The sequence below is a fragment of the Chromobacterium sp. IIBBL 290-4 genome, assembly GCF_024207115.1.
GTDB lineage: Bacteria > Pseudomonadota > Gammaproteobacteria > Burkholderiales > Chromobacteriaceae > Chromobacterium.
On record NZ_CP100128.1, the window covers coordinates 4,485,471 to 4,504,274 of the forward strand.

Here is an 18,804-nt window from a genome sequence, read left to right on the forward strand (position 1 = left end):
CTGAATTAGAAAATCAGGCGCTGCAGCATTTTGTCGTCATGTTGTTCCAATTTCATATCGAAATCGTCCACCATGATGACATCGCGCTTCAGCTTGCGGGCGCGGGACACGGCATCGAATTCCTGCTGCGCGATCAGGCCCGACTGCAAAGCCTCGGCCAGGCGCTCGCGCGCGGTGATCGTCTGGAACTTGCCGTCGCGCGCCAGCTTGCGCAGCTTCTGCTCCACCGGCTCGGTATCCAGCGTGGCTTGCAGCGCGTAGCCCAGCACGCCGACCGGATCCGTCTCATCCTTGGACACGAACATGCCCTGGGTCAGCCGCGCGCGGGTAGCGCCCGGCTCCATCATGGCTCGCGCCACCTTGGTGCCGACGCGGTCTGACGCCGGCTTCAGCGTCAGGCCCCACGGGAAGATAATGCGGCGCAACACCCAGGACAGGCCGCGGCTCGGCAGGTTGGCCAGGAAGCCGTCCATCGCCACTTGCACGTCGTACAAGGCGTTTTCCACCGCCCAGCTCATCACCGCGATGTCTTCCTGCGGCGCGCCGTCGCGCTCGAAGCGCTTCAGCGAGGCGGTAGCGATGTACAGGCCGGACAGCATATCGCCCAGGCGGGCCGACAATTTCTCGCGGAACTTCAGCGAGCCGCCCAGGCTGAACATGGCCATATCGGACAGCAAGGCGAAAGCGCTGGACAGACGGGTGACGCGCTTGTAGTAGACCGCGGTCGCGCCGCCCTTGGGGCTGGACGCGAAGCGGGCGCAAGTCAGGCCCAGCCACAGCGAGCGGACGAAATTGCTGATCACGAAGTTGATGTGGCCGGTGATGGCTTTGTCGAACTCGGCGCCGTCATTGGTCATGGCGGACTTCATTTCGCGCAGCACGAAGGGATGGCAGCGGATCGCGCCCTGGCCGTAGATGATCATCGAACGGGTCAGGATGTTGGCGCCTTCCACGGTGATGCCGATGGGCACCGCCTGATAGCCGCGCGCCAGATAGTTGCGCGGGCCCAGCACCACGGTTTTGCCGCCATGCACGTCCATCGCGTCGTTCAGCGTTTTGCGCATGCGTTCGGTGTTGTGGTACTTCAGGATGGCCGACAGCACGGACGGCTTCTCGCCGTTGTCCAGGCCGGTCAGGGCCAGATCTTGCGAGGCTTCCATCTGATAGGTGAAGCCGCCGATGCGCGCCATCGCCTCGTCCACGCCCTCGAACTTGCCGATGGGCAGGCCGAACTGGTCGCGGATGCGGGCAAACGCGCCGGTGGTGTAGGTGGTCAGCTTGCCGCAAGCCACCGACATGGCCGGCAAGGAGATGCAGCGGCCGACCGACAGACACTCCACCAGCATGCGCCAGCCCTGGCCGGCGTATTCGCGGCCGCCGATGATCCACTCCAGCGGAATGAACACATCTTTGCCCCAAGTCGGGCCATTCATGAAGGCCGAACCGCCCGGGTAGTGGCGGCGGCCGATTTCGACGCCGACATGCTCGGTCGGCACCAGCGCGCAGGTGATGCCGATTTCTTCCTTGTCGCCCAGCAAATGATCCGGGTCGTACATCTTGAAGGCCAGGCCCAGGATGGTGGCCACCGGGGCCAGCGTGATCCAGCGCTTTTCCCAGCTCACGCGCACGCCCAGCACATTGTCGAAATGTTCGCCGGTGCGCGGATTCGTGTAGGAGCCGCGGCACACCACGCCGAAGTCCGGAATGGCGCCGGCGTCGGAGCCGGCATACGGGCTGGTCAGCGCGAAGCAAGGCACTTCCACGCCCTTGGCCAGGCGCGGCAGGTAGTAATCTTTTTGCTCTTCGGTGCCATAGTGCTGCAGCAGCTCGCCCGGTCCGAGCGAGTTCGGCACCATCACCGACACCGCGGCCGTGCCGCCGCGCGTGGCGATCTTGGTCACCACCTTGGCGTGGGCGTAATTGGAGAACTCCAGGCCGCCGTACTTCTTCTTGACGATCATGCCCAGGAAGCCCTTGTCCTTGATGAACTGCCACACATCCGGCGGCAGGTCCTTCAATTCATGGGTGATCTTCCAGTCGTCGATCATCGAGCACAGCTGCTCGGTCGGACCATCGATGAAAGCCTGCTCTTCCGGCGTCAGCTTGGGATCCGGGAAGTTCAGCAGGCGGTTGTAGTCCGGCTTGCCGGAGAACAGGTCGCGATCCCACCAGACGGTGCCGGCGTTGATGGCTTCCTGTTCGGTCTGCGACATGGCAGGCGTGATTTTCTTGAACACGCCGAACACCGGGCCGGTGAACACGGCGCGGCGCAGCGGCACGATGTTGAGCACGGCCGCGACAACGGCGAACACCGCCCAGACAGCGGTGTGCACTTGGCAGTGGAATACGAATTGAAGCGCGGCTAGCCAGGCGGCTATGCCTACGGTCCACGCCAGCACCGGCGCGGCGACGTAGGCCAGCGCGACGATCAGCGCGACCAGAATAATGGCAGCAATCATTGTGTTAACCCTCGTGTTGACCCCTCAGTCCCGCGAGCGCTGCCTTGCTGTTTTAATCTTGGCAGACTCGGCGGAATCAGCTTTCGACGGGCGCGACCAAACCGGCAATCACAAAAGGCACCAGATACTTGACGATCATGTCCGGGTCCCGCGCGGTAACGATCTGGCTGCGCGTGAAGATTTTCAGCACATCGTTGCCGGCGAAGGCGTTGAACATGACGCTGAAGGCGAGGTGCATGCGCCAGGCGAGCTGCTCCGATTCCAGATGCGGCAGCGCGCGCTGGAAGGCGCTGGTATAACGCTGCACAAACACGCTGTATTGCTGGGAAATGGTTTCGCGCAGCAGGCGGTGGTTTTCCACCAGCGTGCGCGACAGCAGGCGCACGAACATCGCGCCGCCGCGGGACGGATCTTTGGACAACACCAGGCATGGCCGTATGAACGACAATACCAACTGCTCCAAAGGCAACTCGCCCGGTTTCGCTTCCAGTACGTCCAGTTCCGCCAGGCAGCCTTCCAATAAGGGCGCCAGCCTGCGCATGAACACGGACTCGAACAACGCATCCTTGGAACCGAAGTGATAGTTCACCGCGGCCAGATTCACCTCGGCCTGCTGGGTGATCATGCGAAGCGAGGTCGCCTCAAAGCCGTGCTCCACAAACAGACGTTCCGCGACGTCGAGAATGCGGGTTGCGGTGTCGGGACGATTGGCCTCCATGGTCTCCAGTGCCTTTGTTGTATTGTGTGATTTGCTCTTGCTCATCTCAGCTTTCGAACAAGCGTTTCAAACTTACGTTTTAACTTGATCAATGTCAAGGCATGCATGATGCCGCGGACATTCACCGCTCAGGGCCAACACAAAAACGGCAGTCTAATTTTAGACTGCCGTTTGAATGAAACACGCGTTAAAAGGGCTTAGTCAAGGCCGCGCAGCAAATCGTGCTTGATATCCGCCACATTTTCCAGACCGACGCTGACGCGCAACAGGCCTTCGACAATGCCGGTGCGCTCGCGCACTTCGGCCGCCACGCGGGCATGGGTGGTGCTGGCGGGATGGGTGATGGTGGACTTCACATCGCCCAGATTGGCGGTGCGCGAGATCACCTGCACTGCATCCACCACCTTCCAGGCCGCCTCGCGCCCACCCTTCACCACGAAGGACAGCACCCCGCCGCCCAGCTTTTGCTGACGCATCGCCAGCTCATGCTGCGGGTGGCTTTCCAGGCCCGGATAATACACGCGTTCCACCATGGGCAGCGTTTCCAGCCATTGCGCCAGCGCCAGCGCGTTGGAACTGTGCTTTTCCATGCGCAGATGCAGCGTCTCCAGACCGGATAGCAAGGTCCAGGCATTGAACGGCGCCAGCGACGGACCGGCGGTGCGGACATGCAGATAAATCTGTTCGATCAGCTTGTCGCTGCCGACCACCGCGCCGCCCATCACCCGGCCGTGGCCGTCCAGATATTTGGTGGCGGAATGCATCACCAGGTCAGCGCCCAGCTGCAACGGCTGCTGCAAAGCCGGCGAACAGAAACTGTTGTCTACCACCAACAAGGCGCCATGGGCGTGGGCGATGTCGGCGATGGCGGCGATGTCGGCCACCTCGGTCAGCGGATTGGACGGCGTCTCCAGGAACAGCAGCTTGGTGTTGGCTTGCAGAGCCTCGCGCCAGGCATTCAGGTCGCGAGCATCGACAAAGCGGGTGGCGACGCCAAACTTGGAGAGCTGGTTGGCAAACAGATTGGTGGTGGAGCCGAACAGGCTTTGCGAAGAAACAATGTGATCGCCCGCTTGCAACAGCGTCATCATGATGGCCTGGATCGCCGCCATGCCGGTGGCGGTGGCGATAGCGCGCTCGCCGCCTTCCATTTGCGCCAGCCTTTGCTGGAAAGTCGTCACCGTCGGATTGGTGAAACGGGAATAGGTGTAGCCTTCCAGCTCGCCCAGAAACATCGCCGCAGCCTGGGCCGCGGTTTCAAAGGTGAAGCTGGAGGTGAGATACAGGCTTTGGCTGTGCTCTCCGAATTCGCTGACGGTGCGGCCGGCGCGGATGGCCAGCGTTTCGGGATGCAGATTTTCTTGTTGCGGATCCGACATGCGCTTCTCTCTTTCTCGACCGGCCAAGAGCCGGCTGTCATGATCCGCCTATCATGCCTGAAAACCAGCCGCTTGCTAAATCACATCCGGCGCTAAGGCTCAGCCGGCGCCGGAATTTGGCTGAAGACGCCCGTCAAGCCGCCTTGACCGCAGCCGCCTGATGGCGCAGGAACGCTTCCAGCGCTTTGATCGCCGTGCGCTCGCCGCTGGCGCAAGCATGCAGCAACACCAGCTCGCCCTGGCGCATCGCGGCCAGCAAAGGCTGCCAGCGCGCCGGATTGGCGGCCAGATCCGACCAGTAGATTTCGCAGAACACCGGCCAGCGCTGGGCATCGCCGTGCATCCAGGCCACCAATTCCTCGGTAGGCATGACACGCGGCAGCCAGTGCCCCGCCTGCAAGGCGGAACGCGGCCATTGACGCGGCCATTTGGCCGCAAGAAGGAAACCGGAAGCCGGCGGCGCCTTGCAATCGGCCACCGACACCAAACGAATTGAGGGATTCATACCAACTCCCTGCCCTATTCCTGGCGGACTTCGGGCTCAAGTTCCCGCCGCGCCTCGATAAGCGCGCGGCGGCCAAACCGGGCGGAAGCCCTCCCGCCCGGCCGCGCGCCTTACAGCGCGGCGCGGAAAATAGCGCAGATTTCTTCGTGGCTGGCCTTGCGCGGATTGGTCAGGCCGCAAGCGTCCTTCAAGGCATTGTCGGCCAGCGTCGGAATATCCACTTCCTTGACGCCCAGCTCCTTCAAGCCTGCAGGGATGCCGACATCGGCCGCCAAGCGCTTGATCGCGGCAATGGCCGCTTCGGCGCTGCCTGTGGTTTCGCCCAAAGCCAGGGCCACATCGCCCAAGCGTTCGCCTGCCGTCGCCGCATTGAAGATCTGCACGTGCGGCAGCAGCACCGCGTTGCAGACCCCGTGCGGCAGGTCGTAGAAACCGCCCAGTTGGTGCGCCATCGCATGCACATAGCCCAGAGACGCGTTGTTGAACGCCATGCCGGCCAGGAATTGCGCGTAAGCCATCTGTTCGCGCGCCTCCATATCCTTGCCGTCCTTCACCGCGCGGCGCAGGAAGCCGGCGATCAATTCCACGGCCTTCAAGGCGCAGGCGTCGGTGATGGGGGTGGCAATGGTGGACACATAGGCCTCCACCGCGTGGGTCAGCGCGTCCATGCCGGTGGCGGCGGTCAACGAAGCCGGCATGCCAGCCATGGTTTCCGGATCATTGACCGACAGAATCGGCGTGGTGTGTTTATCGACGATGGCCATCTTGATATGGCGCGACTCGTCGGTGATGATGCAGAAACGGGTCATTTCGGACGCGGTGCCGGCGGTGGTGTTGATCGCCACCAGCGGCAGCTGCGGCTTGGCCGACTTGTCCACGCCTTCGTAGTCCTGGATCTTGCCGCCGTTCACCGCCACCAGCGCGATGCCCTTGGCGCAGTCATGCGGCGAGCCGCCGCCCAGCGACACCACCACATCGCACTGTTTTTCCTTCAACAGCGCCAAACCGGCGTTGACATTGGCGCAGCTCGGGTTGGGATGCACGCCGTCGAAAATCACCGGTTCGATGTCGGCCTTGCCCAGCATGTCGGCCACCTTGGCGGCCAAACCGGCTTTGACCAAGCCCTGGTCTGTGACAATCAGCGCGCGGCGGAAACCGTGGCCGCGCATGGTATCGATGGCTTGCTGCAGACAGCCCGCGCCCATCAGGTTGAGCGAGGGAATGAAGAAAGCGCTGGCGCTCATGATCCGTCTCCTAGTGAGAACTCGATGTGTTGAGACCAGTCTGCGCCTCGCGCTATCGCCCCGCCTTGCCAAATATCAATAAAAACCGGCGCAGCGCACGCCGCCGGCATGAAAGCGATTAATGCAGCAAAGCGGCGTTGTCATGCAGCCATTGCGAAGCCAGTTCGCCGAAGCCGTCCCACATGATCTGCACGCCCAGACACAACAGGATGAAGGCTGACAAGCGCAGAAACACGATGGAGCCCGTCTGGCCCAGATAGCGCAGCAGTTTGTCGGCATGGGCGTAGCACAGGTATACCAGCACGCTGCACACCAGAATGGCGGCCGAGCCGGCCAGGGGCGCGATGCCGTAGCGGATGATGCCTTTGCCGCTGCCGGTCAGCGACGCGCCTATGGTGATGGCGACCGAAATCGAGCCCGGCCCCACCGTCAAGGGGAAAGTCAGCGGATAGAAGGCGCGTTGCTTCAGCTCGGCCTTGCTGTCGATATGGGCCGTCTCGGTGGAGGGCTGGCTGGACTCGGCCGGCGTGTCGTTCAACATGCGCCAGGCGGCGAAGGTGATCAGCAAACCGCCCGACATCTGCACCACCGGCAGCGACACGCCGAAGAAGGACAAGACATAGCCGCCGACATACATGCTGCCGACCAACAGCAAGGCGCAATACAAGGCGATGCGTCGCGCCAGGAAACGGCGCTGCACCGGCGTATTGCGCGCCGTCATCGAGATGAAGATCGGCACCAGGCCGGGCGGATTCATGATGGGCAGCAGCGCCGCCATCACGAAAAGAAACTTGGTCATGAAGATGGACAGCAACTGCATCGGGCCGGCTCCGCGGTATGTTTAAAATAAGGTCGGATTGCGGATGAAACCATAAAAAAAGCCCGCTTGCCAGCGGGCTTTGTCACAGACGTCAAAACTGCCATCAAGCTTGGGCTGAAGCCAGTTTTCCGCCCTTGGCCTCATCGCGCTGCTCCAAGGCCTTGCGGTGCGCTTCGGCCAGCTCGATTTTCTCCAAGGGAACCAGCTGCGTCTTGTGCTTGGAGCGGTAAGCCCACCACAAAGCCAGGAACAGCGGAATGCCCAGATAGGTGGCGATCACGCCGTTCCAATCCACCTTGGCGGCGGTGAAAGCGGTGTAATTCTGGCCCAGCATGATCAGCAGGCACAGCGCGAAGGCGAACAGCGGGCCCAGCGGGAACCACTTGGCCACATAAGGCAGATCGGCCAGGCTATAGCCCTGCTTCACATAGGCGCGGCGGAAGCGGTAATGGCTGATCGCCACGCCCAGCCAGGCGATGAAACCGGTCATGCCGGATGAGTTCAGCAGCCACATGTAAACGGCGTTGTTGTTGAACAGCGAGGTCAGGAAGCACAGGCAGGCCACCAGGGTGGTAGCATACAGCGCGTTGCGCGGCACGCCGCCTTCGCTCAGCCGGCCGAACATCTTGGGCGCCATGCCGTTCTTGGCCATCGCGTACAGCATGCGGGTGGACGCGTACATGCCGGAGTTGCCGGCCGACAGAATGGCCGACAGAATCACCGCGTTCATCAGGCTGGCGGCGAAAGCCAGGCCGGCGCGGTTGAACACCAGCGTGAACGGGCTGGCGCCGACGTCCTTCATATCGTTCTTCAGCAGCGACGGATCATTGTGCGGCAGGATCAGGCCGATGATCAGGATGGACAGCATGTAGAACATCAGGATGCGCCAGAAGATCTGACGCACCGCGCGCGGAATGGTGCGGCCCGGATTGGACGATTCGCCCGCGGCCACGCCGATCAGCTCGGTGCCCTGGAAGGAGAAGCCCACCACCATGGCCACGCCGACAAAAGCCGCCAGACCGCCGACAAAAGGCCCCTGTCCTTGCATCATCACGTTCAGGCCCGGCGCGATGCGATGCGGATCCGGCTCGGTCATGATGCCCAGGATCATCATGAAACCGATGATGATGAAGGCGATGATGGTGACCACCTTGAGCATGGAGCACCAGAATTCAGCCTCGCCGAAGCCCTTCACCGAGAAATAGTTCAAGGCGAAGATCAGCACCAGAAAACCGCCGCTCCACAACACGCCTGGGATGTTGGGAAACCAGTAGTTCATGATGATGGAGGCCGCAGCCAGCTCCACCGCGATGGTGATGGCCCAGTTGTACCAATAGTTCCAACCCTGGGCGAAGCCGAAGGCCGGATCGACGAAACGCGAGCCGTATACCTGGAAGGAACCCGACACCGGCATGAAAGCCGCCATCTCGCCCAGGCTGGTCATCAGGAAGTAAACCATCAGGCCCACCAGCGCGTAGGCCAGCAAGGCGCCGCCGGCGCCGGCGCCGGAAATGGTGGCCCCGGAGGCCAGGAACAGGCCGGTGCCGATAGAACCGCCGATGGCGATCATGGACAGGTGGCGCGCCTGCAGCGAACGCCGCAGCTCCGGTCCCTCGTCTTTCATGCTCATATCCAACTCACTCTATGTTCTGCCGCGCGGCGCTCGCCTGCGCAGCCCGGGCTTGCGCCGGGCTTGGGATAATCAAAGCGGGAGAGAATGACATCGATTGTTCGCATTGCCTAGCCTGAAACCGGCAATTTATTCAAAAAACGAAAATGTCATGATTACAATCGAATAAATCATGCCATGGCGCAGACGCGAAAACGAGCAAGGGCCGGCAATGCCGGCCCTGATGCTCCAAAAATCGACAATGTTGCGTCAAAGCTCTATCCGCGCCCCCAGCTCCACCACCCGGTTGGGCGGCAGGCGGAAATACAAGGTCGCGCTGCGCTCGTTTTGCCGCAGGAAACTGAACATGCCCAGCATCCAGCGCTTGAAACGGCCGCTTTTCGCCGCCGCCACCAAGGTCTGCCTGCCCAGATAGTAGGTGGTGCTCAAGGGCTCCATCTCGGCCAGCCCCAGCAACTCGGCCGCGCGCTCCATCACCGCCGGCACATCCGGCTCCTCCATATAGCCGTAGCGGGCCATCACCCGGGCCACGCCTTCGCCCAGCCATTGCACGCCCACCCGCTCGCCGTCGACGCGCGGCGAATCCAGCATTTGCAGGGTCAGCAACAACACCGTTTCATGCAAAACCTGGTTATGTTTCAAATGATGCAACAGCACCAGCGGCGTGCCGTCCGCGCTTTCCGACAGAAAAACCGCGGTGCCGGGAATGCGCGGCGGCGGATTCATCTGCAAGCTGGACAGCAGCAAATCGATGGGCAATTGCCTGTCCGCGTCATCGCGCACTTGCAAGCGGCGGCCGCCGAACCAGCAGCCCATCATCGCGAACACGATCAGCCCCAGCAGCAGCGGCAGCCAGCCTCCATCCAGGAACTTCAGCACATTGGCCAGCCAGAAAGCGAGATCGATGGCGAACAAGCCGCCGGCCACCACGATGACGGCCCACCATGGCCAATGCCAACGCCGCCGCGCCAGCACGGCGAACAGAACCGTGGTGATGGCCATGGTGGTGGATACCGCCAGGCCGAAAGCCGCCGCCAGCTTGTCCGACTGGCGAAAGCCCAGCACCACCGCCACCGTCGCCAGCATCAAGATCCAGTTCAGCAGCGGCAGGTAGATCTGGCCCTTGTGGCTGCCCGAGGTGTGCAGCACTTTCACCCGCGGAAAGAAGCCCAGCTGCACCGATTGATGGGTCAAGGAGAACACGGCGGTGATCAGCGCCTGCGAGGCGACAATGGTGGCCAGCGTGGACAGCGCCACCATCGGGTACAGCCCCCATTCCGGCACCATGGAATAAAAGGGTCGGCCGGACAGCTGCGGATGCGCCAGCAGCAATGCGCCCTGCCCCAGATAACTCAGCACCAGCGACGGCAGCGCCAGGCCATACCAGGCCAGCCGGATCGGCCGCGCGCCGAAATGCCCCATATCGGCGTACAGCGCCTCCGCCCCTGTCAGGCACAGCACCACCGCGCCCAAGGACACGAAGCCGGCGAAACCGTTGCGCTGAAAATAAGTCAGGCCATGAATGGGGTTGATCGCTTGCAAAATGGCCGGGTTCTGCCACAGCTGGGCGATGCCGAGCGCGGCGATGGCGACGAACCAGGTCGCCAGAATGGGGCCGAAAGCCACCCCGACGCGGCCGGAGCCGTAAGGTTGAACCATGAACAACAATACCAAGATCACCACCGTGCAAGGCACCACATAAGCCGCCAGCGCCGGCGTGGCCACTTGCATCCCCTCCATGGCGCTCAGCACCGACACCGCCGGCGTGATCACGCCGTCGCCATACAACATCGCCGCCCCCGCCAGCCCCAGCAGCACCCACGCGGCGGTTGAACGCTTGCCGGTTTCCGGCTTCTCGCCGGTGATCTGCGCCAGCAAGGCCAGAATGCCGCCCTCGCCCTTATTGTCCGCCCGCATCAGCACCAATACGTATTTGACGCTGACCATCAGGATCAAGGACCACAAAAACAGCGACACCACGCCCACCACGTTTTCCGGCGTAGCCTGCACGCCATGCTCCGGATTGAAAGCCTCTTGCAAGGCGTACAAGGGACTGGTGCCCAAATCGCCATACACCACGCCCAAAGCCGCCAGCGCCAACAACGCCACCGGCTGGGCGCCGCTCTGTCGGTCCCGCGCCATCACGGCCATGCTCTTGATTTCAGATTGCATCGTCTCCCCCTGCGCGCCCTCGCCAGCTCCTCGAATCACGGACTGCTGGCGCGGCTAAGAATCAAACAAGCTAAACAGATAGCGGATTCAATATAAAAAATCGGTAAAAATTACAAAAACTCATATCAAACCGCCAAATTTTTATTTATCAACGGCTTGCAAAGACTGGAAAATCGAGCGTTTTCGCGCATCAGAAAATTCATTGCGAGTAATTGCTCTGATTTAACAAATCACAACACAAAGCGCCCATGCGATCAAACCAAGCTAATACAATTCGGTCACGCTTAAGCACAACACCATACGCATAGATTTTTTGATCCATGGCGCAAATACTGCGCAGTCATAAAAAAAATGCCACTATCCATCACGCATTGAGAAAATAGTTTCACCGGAGCACACAAGCATGCCTATCCAGGAGCCCGCCAAGTCCAGCCGCCTGCCTCTCGTCATCGCCGTCGCCGCCATTCTGGGCGCAGGCTGGTGGTGGCATGCGCGCAGCCAGAATGCCGAAAACGCCGCCCACCAACCCAAAGGCGGCATGACCTTGGCCGTAGGCGTGGAAACGGTCAAAACCATGGATGCCCCCTTGCAAATGAATGCGCTGGGCACCGTCAACTCCACCTACACCGTCACGGTGCGCAGCCGCGTGGATGGCCAACTGGAAAAGCTGCACTTCGAAGAAGGCCAACAGGTCAAACAAGGCCAGTTGCTCGCCGAGCTGGACGCCACGCCTTATCAGGCTGCCTTGACGCAAGCCGAAGGCCAATTGCTGCGCGACCAGGCCTTGCTGGACAACGCCAATATCGACCTGAAACGTTACAAGCAGCTGCAAGGCCAAAACTCCATTTCCGAGCAGCAGGTCGCCACGCAGGAAGCGCTGGTCAAGCAATACCAAGGCACGGTCAAGGTCGACCAGGGCTCGGTCGCCGCCGCTCGCGCCAATGTGGCCTACACCCGCATCGTCGCCCCGGTCAGCGGCCGAGTCGGCCTGCGCCAGGTGGACCTGGGCAATATCGTCCACTCAGGGGACGCCAACGGCATCGTGGTGATCACTCAGACCCAGCCTATCAATGTGGTGTTCGCCATTCCGGAGGTCAGCCTCAACTCCGTGCTGGAGGCCTCGTCCGCCAACAAGCAACTCAAAGTCGAAGCCTGGGATCGCGACAATAAGCACAAGCTTGCCGACGGCGCCGTGCTGGCGCTGGACAACCAGCTGAATACCAGCACCGGCACCATCAATATCAAGGCCAAGTTCGCCAACGAAAAACAGCAGCTGTTCCCCAACCAGTTCGTCAACGTCAACTTGCAACTGGGCGTGCGCAAAAACGCCGTGGTGGTGCCGACGGTGGCTGTGCAACTGGGCAAGGTGGGCAACTACGTCTACACCGTCAACGCCGACTCAGTGGTCAGCATCGCCAAAATCAAGCCCGGCCCGGTTTCCGGGGACTTCACCGTGGTGGAGTCCGGCCTGGAGCCCGGCCAGCGCGTGGTGATAGACGGCGTGGACAAGCTGCGCAACGGCGCCAAGGTCAAAGTGATAGACCGCGTGGCCCAGAGCAAGGAAGCCGCCTCCGCGGCGGAAGGCGGCAAGAAGGCCCAGCATAAGCGCGGCTCCGGCCAGTGGGGCAAGCATCAGGCCTCCGCGGCAGCCAACTAAGCGCAAGGAATCGGCATGAATCCCTCTCGTCCGTTCATCCTGCGGCCGGTGGCCACCACCTTGCTGATGATCGCCATTTTGCTCACCGGTCTGGTGGCATGGCGCATGCTGCCGGTATCGGCCCTGCCTGAAGTCGACTATCCCACCATCCAGGTGGTGACGCTCTATCCCGGTGCCAGCCCGGACGTGATGACCTCCTCGGTCACCGCGCCGCTGGAACGCCAGTTCGGCCAGATGCCGGGGCTGTCGCAGATGTCCTCGTCCAGCTCGGGCGGCGCGTCGGTCATCACCCTGCAGTTCAGCCTGGATCTGACGCTGGACGTAGCCGAACAGGAGGTGCAGGCCGCGATCAACGCCGCCGGCAACCTGCTGCCGGCCGACCTGCCCAGCCCGCCTATCTATAACAAGGTCAATCCGGCGGATACGCCTATCCTGACCATCGCCGTCAGCTCGCCCACCCTGCCGCTGACCAAGCTGGAAGATCTCACCGACACCCGGCTGGCGCAGAAACTGTCGCAAGTGCCGGGCGTGGGCCTGGTCAGCATCAGCGGCGGCCAACGCCCTGCCGTGCGCATCCAGAGCAACCCCAAGGCGCTGGCCGCCCGCGGACTGACGCTGGAAGACATCCGCACTTCCATCGCAGCCGCCAACGTCAACCAGGCCAAGGGCAGCTTCGATGGCCCGAAACAAGCCTCCACCGTCGACGGCAACGACCAGCTGCAATCGGCGGCGGAATACAAAAACGTCGTCATCGCCTACCAGAACGGCGCGCCGGTGCGCGTGCAAGACGTGGCCAAGGTGGTGGACTCGGCGGAAAACGTGCGCCTGGCCGCCTGGTCCGGCACCACGCCGGCCGTCATCCTCAATGTGCAGCGCCAGCCCGGCGCCAACGTGATCCAGGTGACCGACCGCATCAAGGCGCTGCTGCCTCAGCTCAAGGAGACCCTGCCCGGCTCGGTGGACGTGCATGTGCTGAGCGACCGCACCGTGACCATCCGCGCCTCGGTGGAGGATGTGGAGTTCGAGCTGATGCTGGCCATCGCCCTGGTGGTGATGGTGATCTTCGTCTTCCTGCGCAATGTGCCGGCCACCATCATTCCGGCGGTGGCGGTGCCGCTGTCGCTGGTGGGCACCTTCGGCGTGATGTATCTGACCGGCTTCTCCATCAACAACCTGACGCTGATGGCGCTGACCATCGCCACCGGCTTCGTGGTGGACGACGCCATCGTGATGATCGAGAACATCGCCCGCTACATCGAGGAAGGCGACAAGCCGATGGAGGCCGCGTTGAAAGGCTCCAAGCAAATCGGCTTCACCATCATTTCCTTGACCATCTCGCTGATCGCGGTGCTGATTCCGCTGCTGTTCATGGGCGATGTGGTGGGTCGGCTGTTCCGCGAATTCGCCATCACGCTGGCGGTGTCCATCCTGATTTCCGCCTTCATTTCGCTGACGCTGACGCCGATGATGTGCGCGCGGCTGCTCAAGCATGTGCCGGAGGAAAAACAGGGCCGCTTCTACCACGCCAGCGGCAAGTTCTTCGACGACATCATCGCCCGCTACGGCAAGATGCTCAGCTGGGTGCTGGACCGGCAGAAAACCACGCTGCTGGTCGCCGTCGGCACGGTGGCGCTGACCGCCGCCCTGTACGTCTACATTCCCAAGGGCTTCTTCCCGCTGCAGGACACCGGCGCCATCCAGGGCATCAGCGAAGCCTCGCAGTCCATCTCCTTCACCGCCATGGCGGAACAACAGGAAGCGTTGGCCGATTCGCTGCTGAAAGACTCGGCGGTGGACAGCCTGTCGTCCTTCATCGGCGTGGACGGCACCAACACCACGCTGAACAGCGGCCGCTTGCTGATCAACCTCAAGCCCAAGGATCAGCGCGACGATATCCGCGCCGTGCTGGCCAGGCTGCAACAACGCGCCGACGACGTGCCGGGCATGTCGCTGTATCTGCAGCCGGTGCAGGATTTGTCGATCGACTCCCGCGTCAGCCGCACCCAGTACCAGTTCACCTTGCAAGCCACCAGCCTGGAAGACCTGTCCACCTGGGTACCCAAGCTGGTGCACCGGCTGGAACAAGAGCCGGCGCTGGCCGATGTGGCGAGCGACTTGCAAGACAAGGGCTTGCAAGCCTATGTTCGCATCAACCGCGACGTCGCCTCGCGCCTGGGCGTCACCACAGCAGCGGTGGACAATGCCTTGTACGACGCCTTTGGCCAAAGGCTGATCTCCACCATCTTCACCCAGACCAACCAGTACCGCGTGGTGCTGGAGGTGGATAAGGCGCACCAACGCGATCCGCTGTCGCTGAAGGGCATTTACGTGCCCACCGCCAGCGGCGGGCCGGTGCCGCTGGACGCCGTCGCCACCATAGAAGAACGCCCGGCCTCGCTGGCCATCAATCATCTGGGCCAATTTCCGACCGCCACCATCTCCTTCAATCTGAAGAAGGGCGCGTCGCTGGGCGAGGCGGTGGATGCCATCCGCCAGGCGGAAAGCGAGATGGGCATGCCCGCCAGCATGGACACCAAGTTCCAGGGCGCGGCCATGGCCTTCCAGGCCTCCTTGTCCAACACGCTATGGCTGATCCTGGCCGCCATCGTCACCATGTACATCGTGCTGGGCGTGCTGTACGAGAGCTATGTCCATCCGATCACCATCCTGTCCACCCTGCCCTCGGCCGGCATCGGCGCGCTGCTGGCGCTGATGGTGTCCGGCACCGATCTGTCGGTGATCGCCATCATCGGCATCATCTTGCTGATCGGCATCGTGAAGAAGAACGCGATCATGATGATAGACTTCGCGCTCGAAGCCGAGCGCGAACAGGGCATGAGTCCGCGCGAGGCCATCTACCAGGCCTGCTTGCTGCGTTTCCGTCCGATTCTGATGACCACCATGGCGGCGCTGCTGGGCGCGCTGCCGCTGATGCTGGGCGGCGGCATGGGCTCGGAACTGCGCGAACCGCTGGGCATCACCATGGTGGGCGGCCTGATGGTCAGCCAGGTACTGACGCTGTTCACCACGCCGGTGATCTATCTGGCCTTCGACCGCCTCGCGGCGCGCTTCGGCCGCAAGGACAAGCCGGAACTGGCTGAGGAGCAGGACGCATGATCCCGTCGGCTCCCTTCATCCGCCGGCCGGTAGCCACCACGCTGCTGACGCTGGCCATCCTGCTGGCGGGTTTCATCGCCTTCAAGCTGTTGCCGGTGTCGCCGCTGCCGCAGGTGGACTTTCCCACCATTTCGGTATCGGCCAAGCTGCCCGGCGCCAGCCCTGAGACGATGGCCGCCACCGTGGCCACGCCGTTGGAGCGCTCCCTGGGCCGCATCGCCGGCATCACCGAGATGACGTCCACCAGCTCCTTGGGCTCCAGCAACATCACGCTGCAGTTCGATCTGGACCGCGACATCAACGGCGCGGCGCGCGACGTGCAGGCGGCCATCAACGCCGCCCACTCGCTGCTGCCCAGCGGCATGCCGTCCAACCCCACCTATCGCAAGGTGAACCCGGCCGACGCGCCCATCATGATCATGGCGCTGACTTCGGACAGCCTGACCCGCGGCCAGATGTACGACGCCGCCGACTCCATCCTGGGCCAGAAGTTGTCGCAGGTGGACGGCATCGGCAACGTCATCATCGGCGGCGGCGCCCAGCCGGCGGTGCGGGTGGAAATGAACCCGATGCAGCTGAACCACTACGGCATCGGCATGGAAACGGTGCGCGCCGCCATCACCAGCACCAACGCCAACCGTCCCAAGGGCTTCCTGGAAAACGAGGACAAGCACTGGCAAGTGCAGGCCAATGACCAGGCCGGCAAGGCCAGCGACTATCTGCCCTTGATCGTCAGCTACAAAAACGGCACGGCAGTGCGCATCTCCGATGTGGCGGACGTCAAGGACTCGGTGGTCGACCTGCGCAACGCCGGCATGCTGGGCAATCAGCCGGCGGTGATGTTGATCCTGTTCCGCCAGCCGGGCGCCAACATCATCGAGACGGTGGACCGGGTGAAGGCGCTGCTGCCCACCTTGCAAGCCTCCATCCCCTCCTCGATCAAAATCAACGAGGTGATGGACCGCACCCCCACCATCCGCGCCTCGCTGCGAGAAGTGGAAACCTCGCTGACCATCTCCATCGCGCTGGTGATCCTGGTGGTGTTCCTGTTCCTGCGCAATGGCCGCGCGACGGCCATCCCAGCCATCACCGTGCCGGTGTCGCTGGTGGGCACTTTCGCCGTCATGTATCTGGCCGGCTTCTCGCTGAACAACCTCAGCCTGATGGCGCTGACCATCGCCACCGGCTTTGTGGTGGACGACACCATCGTGGTGCTGGAGAACATCTCGCGCCATATCGAAGACGGCATGAAACCGTTCCAGGCCGCGCTGCAAGGCGCGCGCGAGGTCGGTTTCACCGTGCTGTCGATGAGCATCTCGCTGATCGCGGTGTTCATCCCCATCCTGCTGATGGGCGGCATCATCGGCCGCTTGTTCCGCGAATTCGCCGTCACGCTGTCGGTCGCCATCCTGGTATCCATGGTGGTGTCGCTGACCACTACGCCCATGCTGTGCGCCCGCTGGCTGAAAGCGCACGATCAGGAGCGCAAGCCGGGCAAGCTGTTTCAATGGAGCGAGCGCGTATTCGACGCCATGCTGGAAGGCTATCGCCGCTCTCTGACCTGGGCGCTGCGCCACAGCCGCCTGATGATGCTCATTCTGGGCGCAACCATCGCGCTGAACGTGTTCCTGTACGGCGTCATCGCCAAGGGCTTCTTCCCGCAGCAGGACACCGGCCGCCTCACCGGCATGATCAAGGCCGACCAGAGCATTTCCTTCCAGGCCATGCAGGGCAAGTTGCAGCGCTTCATCAATGTCGTCGGCGCCGACCCGGCGGTGGACAAGGTGGTGGGCTTTACCGGCGGCGGCCAGCGCAATGGCGCGAACATGTTCGTCAGCCTCAAGCCCTTGGGCGAGCGCAAGGAGAGCGCGGACCAGGTAATCGCCAGGCTGCGCGGCAAGCTGGCCAGGGAGCCCGGCGCCCAGCTGTTTCTGCAGTCGGTGCAGGATATCCGCATCGGCGGCCGCTCCAGCAACGCCCAGTATCAATACACGCTGCAAGGCGATGATCTGAACGAGCTGCGCGAATGGACGCCCAAGGTGCAGGCCGCGCTGAACAAGATTCCCATGCTGGCGGATGTGAACAGCGACCAGGAGGTCAAAGGCCTGGAAACCATGCTGAACTTCGACCGCCAGGCGATGGCGCGGCTGGGGCTGACGCAGGCGCAGGTGGATTCGGTGCTGAACGACGCCTTCGGCCAACGCCAGGTTTCCACCATCTACAACGCGCTGAACCAATACCACGTGGTGCTGGAAGTGGCGCCGGAGTTCTGGCAAAGCCCGGAAGGCCTGCGCAATATCTACTTGCAAACGCCGGGCGGCCAACCCACGCCCTTGTCGGCCTTCGCCAGCTGGAAACCCAGCAATACCGCGCTGTCGGTCAACCACCAAAGCCAGTTCGCGGCGACGACGATCTCGTTCAACCTGCCGCCGGGCGTCTCGCTGTCCGACGCCACCCAGGCGATAGACGCGGAATTGGCCAATGTGGGCCTGCCCAGCAGCATTCACCCCAGCTTCCAAGGCACGGCCAAGTCCTTCCAACAGTCTCTGGACAGCCAACCCATGCTGATCCTGGCGGCGCTGGTCGCCGTCTACATTGTGCTGGGCATGCTGTATGAGAGCGTGGTGCATCCGATCACCATTCTGTCCACCCTGCCCTCCGCCGGCGTGGGCGCGTTGCTGGCGCTGATGGCCACCGGCGGCGAGTTCAACATCATCGCGCTGATCGGCGTGTTGTTGCTGATCGGCATCGTCAAGAAGAACGCCATTATGATGATAGATTTCGCGCTGACCGCGGAGCGCGAGCGCAATCTGTCGCCGGACGACGCCATTCTGCAGGCCTGTCTGCTGCGCTTCCGCCCCATCATGATGACCACGATGGCGGCGCTGTTCGGCGCGTTGCCCTTGGCCTTGGGCCACGGCGACGGCGCGGAGATGCGCACGCCGCTGGGCATCTCCATCGTCGGCGGCCTGCTGCTCAGCCAGCTGCTGACGCTGTACACCACGCCCATCGTATATCTGTATCTGGACCGCTTCCGCCTGTGGTGCCTGAAATGGCGCGGCAGCCTCGGCCACGCATTGGCCGGCGGCGACAAGGAATGAAC

At 62.6% G+C, this 18,804-nt stretch carries 11 protein-coding genes; 3 read left to right on the forward strand and 8 right to left on the reverse strand.

Annotation, left to right across the window (positions count from 1 at the left end):
- Positions 1-5 precede the first annotated feature (5 nt).
- The 8 genes from NKT35_RS21185 to NKT35_RS21220 form a co-directional block, all read right to left on the reverse strand.
- Positions 6-2,459, reverse strand: coding sequence for an acyl-CoA dehydrogenase (locus NKT35_RS21185; RefSeq protein ID WP_254297007.1), 2,454 nt, complete (start codon positions 2,457-2,459; stop codon positions 6-8).
- 76 nt (positions 2,460-2,535) lie between these two features.
- Positions 2,536-3,177 (reverse strand): TetR/AcrR family transcriptional regulator, encoded by a 642-nt coding sequence (locus NKT35_RS21190; protein ID WP_254301419.1) that lies wholly within the window; start codon positions 3,175-3,177, stop codon positions 2,536-2,538.
- 197 nt (positions 3,178-3,374) lie between these two features.
- Positions 3,375-4,556: an O-succinylhomoserine sulfhydrylase gene (locus NKT35_RS21195; protein ID WP_254297009.1), complete on the reverse strand. Its 1,182-nt coding sequence runs from the start codon at positions 4,554-4,556 to the stop codon at positions 3,375-3,377.
- A 133-nt stretch (positions 4,557-4,689) separates the two neighbouring features.
- On the reverse strand, positions 4,690-5,061 hold the full coding sequence (locus NKT35_RS21200; protein ID WP_254297011.1) for a DUF488 domain-containing protein: 372 nt from the start codon (positions 5,059-5,061) through the stop codon (positions 4,690-4,692).
- 110 nt (positions 5,062-5,171) lie between these two features.
- On the reverse strand, positions 5,172-6,305 hold the full coding sequence (gene yiaY / locus NKT35_RS21205; protein ID WP_254297013.1) for an L-threonine dehydrogenase: 1,134 nt from the start codon (positions 6,303-6,305) through the stop codon (positions 5,172-5,174).
- Between the two features lie 118 nt (positions 6,306-6,423).
- Positions 6,424-7,125, reverse strand: a complete 702-nt coding sequence (locus NKT35_RS21210) for a MarC family protein (RefSeq protein WP_254297014.1) — start codon at positions 7,123-7,125, stop codon at positions 6,424-6,426.
- Between the two features lie 103 nt (positions 7,126-7,228).
- Entirely contained in the window at positions 7,229-8,749 is a 1,521-nt protein-coding gene (locus NKT35_RS21215) for an amino acid permease (RefSeq protein ID WP_505190929.1), read from the reverse strand.
- 255 nt (positions 8,750-9,004) lie between these two features.
- Positions 9,005-10,927 carry a potassium transporter Kup gene (locus tag NKT35_RS21220; RefSeq protein ID WP_254297018.1) on the reverse strand — a complete coding sequence of 641 codons (1,923 nt, stop codon included), beginning with the start codon at positions 10,925-10,927 and terminating at the stop codon, positions 9,005-9,007.
- Between the two features lie 403 nt (positions 10,928-11,330).
- On the opposite strand from NKT35_RS21220, the gene NKT35_RS21225 reads away from it, so the two are divergent.
- Genes NKT35_RS21225 through NKT35_RS21235 form a run of 3 tightly spaced genes read left to right on the forward strand, consistent with a single transcriptional unit; the run spans position 11,331 to position 18,802 of the window.
- A complete protein-coding gene (locus NKT35_RS21225; protein ID WP_254297020.1) occupies positions 11,331-12,584 on the forward strand; it encodes an MdtA/MuxA family multidrug efflux RND transporter periplasmic adaptor subunit in 1,254 nt (417 codons plus the stop codon).
- A gap of 15 nt (positions 12,585-12,599) precedes the next feature.
- Positions 12,600-15,701, forward strand: coding sequence for an MdtB/MuxB family multidrug efflux RND transporter permease subunit (locus NKT35_RS21230; RefSeq protein ID WP_254297022.1), 3,102 nt, complete (start codon positions 12,600-12,602; stop codon positions 15,699-15,701).
- The gene (locus NKT35_RS21235; RefSeq protein WP_254297024.1) at positions 15,698-18,802 is read left to right on the forward strand and encodes a multidrug efflux RND transporter permease subunit; all 3,105 of its coding nucleotides are present in this window, start codon (positions 15,698-15,700) and stop codon (positions 18,800-18,802) included. Before NKT35_RS21230 ends, NKT35_RS21235 begins: the two co-directional genes overlap by 4 nt.
- Positions 18,803-18,804: the final 2 nt, after the last annotated feature.

Excerpts from the sequence above, each read along its gene's own strand:
- NKT35_RS21225 (WP_254297020.1), top strand. The coding sequence starts at position 11,331 with ATGCCTATCCAGGAGCCCGCCAAGTCCAGCCGCCTGCCTCTCGTCATC.
- NKT35_RS21195 (WP_254297009.1), bottom strand. The coding sequence starts at position 4,556 with ATGTCGGATCCGCAACAAGAAAATCTGCATCCCGAAACGCTGGCCATC.
- NKT35_RS21230 (WP_254297022.1), top strand. The coding sequence starts at position 12,600 with ATGAATCCCTCTCGTCCGTTCATCCTGCGGCCGGTGGCCACCACCTTG.
- NKT35_RS21215 (WP_505190929.1), bottom strand. The coding sequence starts at position 8,749 with ATGAAAGACGAGGGACCGGAGCTGCGGCGTTCGCTGCAGGCGCGCCAC.
- NKT35_RS21185 (WP_254297007.1), bottom strand. The coding sequence starts at position 2,459 with ATGATTGCTGCCATTATTCTGGTCGCGCTGATCGTCGCGCTGGCCTAC.
- NKT35_RS21210 (WP_254297014.1), bottom strand. The coding sequence starts at position 7,125 with ATGCAGTTGCTGTCCATCTTCATGACCAAGTTTCTTTTCGTGATGGCG.
- NKT35_RS21200 (WP_254297011.1), bottom strand. The coding sequence starts at position 5,061 with ATGAATCCCTCAATTCGTTTGGTGTCGGTGGCCGATTGCAAGGCGCCG.
- NKT35_RS21220 (WP_254297018.1), bottom strand. The coding sequence starts at position 10,927 with ATGCAATCTGAAATCAAGAGCATGGCCGTGATGGCGCGGGACCGACAG.
- NKT35_RS21235 (WP_254297024.1), top strand. The coding sequence starts at position 15,698 with ATGATCCCGTCGGCTCCCTTCATCCGCCGGCCGGTAGCCACCACGCTG.
- NKT35_RS21190 (WP_254301419.1), bottom strand. The coding sequence starts at position 3,177 with ATGGAGGCCAATCGTCCCGACACCGCAACCCGCATTCTCGACGTCGCG.
- yiaY (WP_254297013.1), bottom strand. The coding sequence starts at position 6,305 with ATGAGCGCCAGCGCTTTCTTCATTCCCTCGCTCAACCTGATGGGCGCG.